Genomic DNA, 6,656 nt, shown 5'->3' with positions numbered 1-6,656 from the left:
CGGCGACCACCACGCCTGCCGCGAGGCCCGCGACCACCGCCCCGGCCACAACGCGGCAGAGGGAGGAATAATGGCCAGCACTCAATCGCGCAATGGCTGGATTGTCTGGCTGACCTTTGCCATCGGCTTGCTGCTCAGCGTTTCACCGCTGCCGCAATTCATGGAAATCCTGCGGCCGCTGTGGCTGGCCCTGCTGTTGGCGTTCTGGTCGTTGAACCTGCCGCACAAAGTGGGCATGGTCACGGCGATGTGCCTGGGCTTGGCGGAGGATGTGCTCTATGGCACCTTGCTGGGCCAGAATGCACTGATCCTGACCCTGATTACGTTCCTGGTGCTGTCGTTGCAGCAGCGCTTGCGCATGTTCCCGATGTGGCAGCAGTGCCTGGTGATCCTGGTGATCTTCGGTCTGGCGCAGCTCGTTCAACTCTGGCTCAGTGCCTTGACCGGCAATCGCCAGCCCACCCTGGCACTGGTGTTGCCGGCGCTGGTCAGCGCATTGCTGTGGCCCTGGGTCAGTTTCGGCCTGCGTGGGTTACGTCGTCGCTATAAAATCAATTGATGGATTGCGAGGCTCTGCCTGGTTATCGAACCCTACAGGGAGAGTCTGCAGTGAATATGCTTTATCTGGCCTCGGGCTCCCCGCGGCGACGTGAGTTGTTGACCCAGATCGGTGTGCCTTTCACCGTGGTCAGCGCCGCCATCGATGAAACGCCTCTCACACACGAAACCCCTGTGGCTTATGTCGAGCGCCTCGCGCGAAGCAAGGCCGCGGCGGGTTTGGCTGCGCTCGAGCAAACCATAGGCATCTGCGTATTGGGCGCCGACACGGCGGTTATCGTCGATGGCAAGATCCTTGGCAAGCCGGTGGACCAGGCCGATGCCTTGGCCATGTTGATGGCCCTGGCAGGGCGTGAGCATGAAGTCCTCACGGCCGTTGCCCTGACCGACGGCCAGCGCTGTGAAACCCGGTGTGTCAGCAGCCGAGTCATTTTTCGCGACATTTCTGTCCAAGAAGCGACGGCCTACTGGCACAGCGGCGAACCCCGGGACAAGGCTGGCGGCTATGCTATCCAGGGGCTTGGCTCGGTGTTCGTGAGCGGGCTCAATGGCAGCTATTCCGCCGTGGTCGGCCTGCCGGTGTGCGAAACCGCGCAACTGCTGGGCCAATTCGGCATACCCTGTTGGCAAAACCTTAACGCGTGCTGAGCGCTTCTACTTTCGCGCCAAGCCATTAGCGGTCGGTCACTATTGTGAAAACGCCTGAACGAGACCCAGCCATGAGTGAAGAGATTCTGATCAATATCACGCCGATGGAATCGCGCGTGGCGGTGGTAGAGAACGGTGTTCTGCAAGAAGTGCATGTGGAACGTACCCAGAAGCGCGGGATCGTCGGCAATATCTATAAAGGCAAGGTGGTACGCGTATTACCGGGCATGCAGGCGGCCTTCGTCGACATCGGCCTGGACCGCGCCGCGTTTATCCATGCCTCGGAAATCTCCCTGCGCGAAGGCCCGGCGGTGGAAAGCATCAGCGCCCTGGTGCACGAAGGGCAGAGCCTGGTGGTGCAGGTCACCAAGGACCCCATCGGCTCCAAGGGCGCCCGGCTCACGACTCAACTGTCGATTCCTTCGCGGTACCTGGTGTATATGCCGCGTACCGCCCATGTGGGGATTTCCCTCAAGATCGAAGATGAAGCCGAGCGCGAGCGCCTGAAGAAGGTGGTCAGCGACTGCGTGGCCGCCGAAGGCATCAAGGAAGCCGGTGGTTTTATCCTGCGCACCGCCGCCGAAGGCGCGGGCGCCGATGAAATCCTGATGGATATCCGCTACCTGCGGCGGCTGTGGGACCAGATCGCGGCGCAGATCCAGACCATCGGCGCGCCCAGCGTGATCTATGAAGACCTCGGCCTGGCGTTGCGTACCTTGCGCGATCTGGTCAGCCCGAAGATCGAGAAAATTCGCATCGACTCGCGGGAAACCTTCCAGCGCACCACGCAATTTGTCGCCGAGCTGATGCCGGAAATTGCCGACCGCCTGGAGCACTATCCGGGCGAGCGGCCGATCTTCGACCTGTATGGCGTCGAAGACGAAATCCAGAAAGCCCTGGAGCGCAAGGTCCCGCTCAAATCCGGCGGTTATCTGGTGGTGGACCCGGCGGAAGCCATGACCACCATTGACGTCAACACCGGCGCGTTCGTGGGCCACCGCAACCTCGAAGAAACCATCTTCAAGACCAACCTCGAAGCGGCCACCGCGATTGCGCGCCAACTGCGTCTGCGCAACCTGGGCGGCATCATCATCATCGACTTCATCGACATGGAAGATGGCGAGCACCAGCGCCAGGTCCTGCGCACCCTCGAAAAGCAGCTGGAGCGCGACCACGCCAAGACCAACATCATTGGCATCACCGAGCTGGGCCTGGTGCAGATGACCCGCAAGCGCACCCGCGAAAGCCTTGAACAAGTGCTGTGCGAGCCCTGCAGCAGTTGCCAGGGCCGCGGCAAATTGAAGACCCCGGAAACGGTTTGCTACGAGATTTTCCGCGAAATTCTACGGGAGGCACGCGCCTACCAGGCCGAAGGTTATAGAGTGCTCGCCAACCAGAAAGTGGTGGACCGCCTGCTGGATGAAGAGTCGGGTAACGTCGCTGAACTGGAGGGCTTTATCGGGCGCACCATTCGTTTTCAGGTCGAAACCATGTACTCCCAGGAACAATACGACGTGGTGCTGCTCTGATCCCCATTCGCTTTCTCTTTTCGAGACCGACAGGCGCAGACCTGCGGTCCGACCACTGCCTTGAGGGTCGCCTGACATGGAGCGTCTGATACGCTTTTTTGCCGCTTTGACCCGTTGGGGACTGGGCCTGTGTGCGTTGCTGCTGGTAGTGGCGGCGGTGTACGTGAGCCTGGGCCGTGAATTGACCCCGCTGGTGGCCGAATACCGCGCTGAAGTCGAAGCCAAGGCCCAGGTTGCCGTACAGATGCCTGTGCATATTGGCAGCCTCGAAGGCCGCTGGAGCGGATTTGCGCCAATACTGCTGGCCCATGACGTGATGGTCGGGGAGGGCAGCAGTGCATTGCGGCTGGACCAGGTTGAGGTGGTGCCCGACCTCTGGGCCAGCCTGATGGCTCGCGAAGTGCGCATCGCCCACCTGCAAGTCAGCGGCTTGCAGTTGAGCGTCAAGGAAGACAAGGACGGTCGCTGGGCGCTGCAAGGCTTGCCCATACAGGACGACCAGCCACTGGACCCGGAGCAACTGCTCACCCGCATGCAAATGGTCAAGCGCGTATCGGTGCTCGACAGCCAGGTGACGCTGCAACCGTTCGACCGCGCGCCGGTGACCGTGACGTATGTAGGCCTGAACCTGCACACCGGCACGACCCGGCAACGCGTGGACGCGCGCCTGACATTACCCGACGGCCAACCGCTGGCCTTGAGCCTGCGCAGCCGCATGCGCGCCAGCCAATGGAAAGACGCCGAGGTCGAGGCCTACCTGAGCCTGCCTCAAAGCGACTGGGCCAAGTGGATTCCGTCCCGGCTGACCCAGCAATGGAAGCTCACCCAGCTCAAGGCCGGCGGTGAGTTCTGGCTCAATTGGGCCAACGGCACCGTACAGAGCGCCGTGGTGCGCCTCGATTCACCGCAAGTCAAAGGCAGCTACGCCGAGCGTAAGCCGGTACACATCGAGAACCTCGCCCTGACCGCTTATGTGCAACGCAGCGACGGCGGCCTCAAGGTGCTGTTTGATTCGCTGGCGATGAATATCGGCGAAACCCGCTGGGAATCACGCCTGCAACTGCAGCAGAACCTGGCGACCGATAAAGATCAGGAAGTGTGGAAACTTCAGGCCGACCGGCTCGACCTGACCCCCATCACGCCCTTGCTCAATGCCCTGGCACCGCTGCCGGAAGGTTTCGCCAAGGCCGTCGAGCACCTCAAAGCCACCGGCCTGTTGCGCAATGTGCTCGTGGACTTCCGCCCACAGGACAGCACCGATCAGAAAGTCAGTTTTGCCGCCAACCTTGAGCGTGTCGGTTTTGACGCGTATTTCGGCGCACCGGCCGCGCGCAACGTGTCCGGCAGCATCAGCGGCGACCTGGGCCATGGCGAGTTGCGCATGGACAGCAAGGACTTTTCCCTGCATCTGTCGCCGATCTTCGCCAAGCCCTGGCAGTACATCCAGGCCAATGCGCGCCTGACCTGGACGCTGGACAAACAGGGCTTCACGCTCATCGCACCGTATATCAAGGTGCTGGGGGAGGAAGGCAAGGTCGCTGCGGACTTCCTGATTCGCCTGCATTTCGACCATAGCCAGGAGGACTACATGGACCTGCGGGTCGGCATGGTCGATGGCGATGGTCGTTTCACCCCCAAGTATCTGCCCGCCGTGTTGAGCCCGGCGCTGGATGAGTGGTTGCGCACGGCGATCCTCAAAGGCGCGGTAGACGAAGGATTCTTCCAGTACCAGGGCTCGCTGAGCCACAACGCGCTGCCGGCTTCACGCAATATCAGCCTGTTCTTCAAGGTGCACGATGCCGAGTTGGCGTTCCAGCCGGGCTGGCCCCATGTGAGCAAGGTCAAGGGTGAGGTATTTGTCGAGGAGAGCGGCGTGCGCATCCTGGCCAGCAAGGGTCAGTTGCTCGATACCCAGGTCAAGGACGTCTACGTCAATATCCCTCACGCGCCGGCCGGCCAAGACAGCCACCTGCTGCTCACCGGCGGATTCTCCGGTGGGTTGGGCGATGGTCTGAAAATCCTCCAGGAAGCCCCGATCGGCACCGCCTCCACCTTTGCGGGCTGGAAGGGCGAGGGCAACCTGCAAGGCAGCCTGGACCTGGATGTGCCGCTGGCCAAGGGCACCGAACCCAAAATCGTGGTCGACTTCAAGACCGACAAGGCGCGCCTGCAATTGGCGGAGCCCACCCTGGACCTGACCCAGCTCAAGGGCGATTTCCGTTTCGACAGCGCCAAAGGCTTGAGCGGCCAGAATATTTCGGCCCAGGCGTTTGACCGCCCGATCACCGCGCAGATTTTTGCCGAAGGCAAGCCCGGCGCCATCAGCACCCGCGTCACCGCCAAGGGGCAGGTCACGGTCAAGCGGCTCACGGACTGGCTGAAAATCAGCCAGCCGCTGCCGGTGTCCGGCGATATCCCGTACCAGTTGCAAGTCATCCTGGACGGCGCGGACAGTCAGCTGATGGTCGACTCCAATCTCAAGGGCGTTGCGGTTGATTTGCCGGCGCCATTCGGCATGCCGGCGAGCCAGGGCCGTGACAGTACGTTCCGCATGACCTTGCAGGGCGCTGAGCGGCGTTACTGGTTTGATTACGGTGAGCTGGCCAATTTCACCTTTGCGGCGCCGTCGGATAATTTCAATGATGGACGCGGCGAATTGTTCCTCGGCAATGGCGATGCGGTATTACCCGGCGCCAAGGGGCTGCGCGTTCGCGGGGTGCTCTCAGAACTGGATATCGACCCGTGGAAAAAACTCGCGAACCGTTACGCGGGTAACGATCCGGGCGGCAGTGCCAAGCAACTGCTCAGTGGCGCCGATTTCAAGGTGGGCAAGCTGACCGGCTTTGGTACTCAATTCGACCAGGTCAAACTGCAGCTGGATCGCAAGCCCGTGGCCTGGGGCCTGCAGTTCGACAGCCAGCAAGCCAAGGGCACGGTGAATCTGCCGGATGCCAAGGGCGCGCCCATTGCCGTCAACCTGCAATACGTGAAGCTGCCCGCCGTGGACCCTACCGTGCAGGCTGACGAGAACGCGCCGGACCCGTTGGCCGATGTCGACCCCAAGGAAATTCCTGCGCTGGATATCACCATCGACCAACTGTTCCAGGGCCCGGACCTGGTGGGCGCGTGGTCGCTGAAAATCCGCCCGACCGCCAGGGGCATGGCCTTCAACAACCTGAACCTGGGCCTCAAGGGCATGCAACTCAACGGGGCCGGTGGTTGGGAAGGCGCGCCGGGGGCCAGCAGCAGTTGGTACAAAGGACGACTGGACGGCAAGAATATCGCTGACGTGCTCAAGGGGTGGGGGTTTGCGCCCACGGTGACCAGCGAGGACTTTCATCTGGACGTGGATGGTCGCTGGCCGGGCTCGCCCGCCTGGGTCGGGCCCAAGCGGTTCTCCGGTAGCCTGGACGCAGCGTTCCGTAGAGGCCAGTTTGTGGAAGTGGAGGGTGGCGCCCAGGCGCTGCGGGTGTTCGGCCTGCTTAACTTCAATTCCATTGGCCGCCGTTTGCGCCTGGACTTCTCCGACTTGCTCGGCAAGGGCTTGAGCTATGACCGGGTCAAGGGTTTGCTGGCGGCCAGTGACGGTGTGTTCGTGACCCGTGAGCCCATCACCATGACCGGGCCGTCCACCAACCTGGAACTCAATGGCACCCTGGACCTGGTGGCGGATCGCGTCGATGCCAAGTTGCTGGTGACCCTGCCGGTCACCAACAACCTGCCCATTGCGGCGTTGATCGTCGGCGCGCCGGCCATCGGCGGTGCGTTGTTCCTGATCGACAAGTTGATCGGCGACCGGGTATCGCGCTTCGCCAGTGTGCAGTACACCGTGCAAGGCCCCTGGAAAGACCCGAAAATCACCTTCGACAAGCCATTTGAAAAGCCAAACTGAGAGGCTGTGGAGTAGCATGGTCGCATGCC

General features: G+C 61.9%; 4 protein-coding genes. All 4 read left to right on the top strand.

The window, feature by feature from the left end:
- Positions 1–70: 70 nt before the first annotated feature.
- The 4 genes from mreD (at position 71) to BFP96_RS19280 (ending at position 6,627) form a co-directional block, all read left to right on the top strand.
- Positions 71–559, top strand: a complete 489-nt coding sequence (gene mreD / locus BFP96_RS19295) for a rod shape-determining protein MreD (protein ID WP_065885772.1) — start codon at positions 71–73, stop codon at positions 557–559.
- Between the two features lie 50 nt (positions 560–609).
- The gene (locus tag BFP96_RS19290; protein ID WP_065936828.1) at positions 610–1,206 is read left to right on the top strand and encodes a Maf family protein; all 597 of its coding nucleotides are present in this window, start codon (positions 610–612) and stop codon (positions 1,204–1,206) included.
- A 71-nt stretch (positions 1,207–1,277) separates the two neighbouring features.
- Positions 1,278–2,735, top strand: a complete 1,458-nt coding sequence (gene rng / locus BFP96_RS19285; RefSeq protein WP_065885774.1) for a ribonuclease G — start codon at positions 1,278–1,280, stop codon at positions 2,733–2,735.
- Between the two features lie 76 nt (positions 2,736–2,811).
- Positions 2,812–6,627 carry a YhdP family protein gene (locus tag BFP96_RS19280; RefSeq protein WP_065936827.1) on the top strand — a complete coding sequence of 1,272 codons (3,816 nt, stop codon included), beginning with the start codon at positions 2,812–2,814 and terminating at the stop codon, positions 6,625–6,627.
- Positions 6,628–6,656 lie beyond the last annotated feature (29 nt).

The sequence above is a fragment of the Pseudomonas sp. 34 E 7 genome (assembly GCF_900005715.1).
Taxonomy (GTDB): domain Bacteria; phylum Pseudomonadota; class Gammaproteobacteria; order Pseudomonadales; family Pseudomonadaceae; genus Aquipseudomonas; species Aquipseudomonas orientalis_A.
Note: the sequence above shows the minus strand (reverse complement) of the source record. Positions and strands in the feature narration are given on the sequence as shown.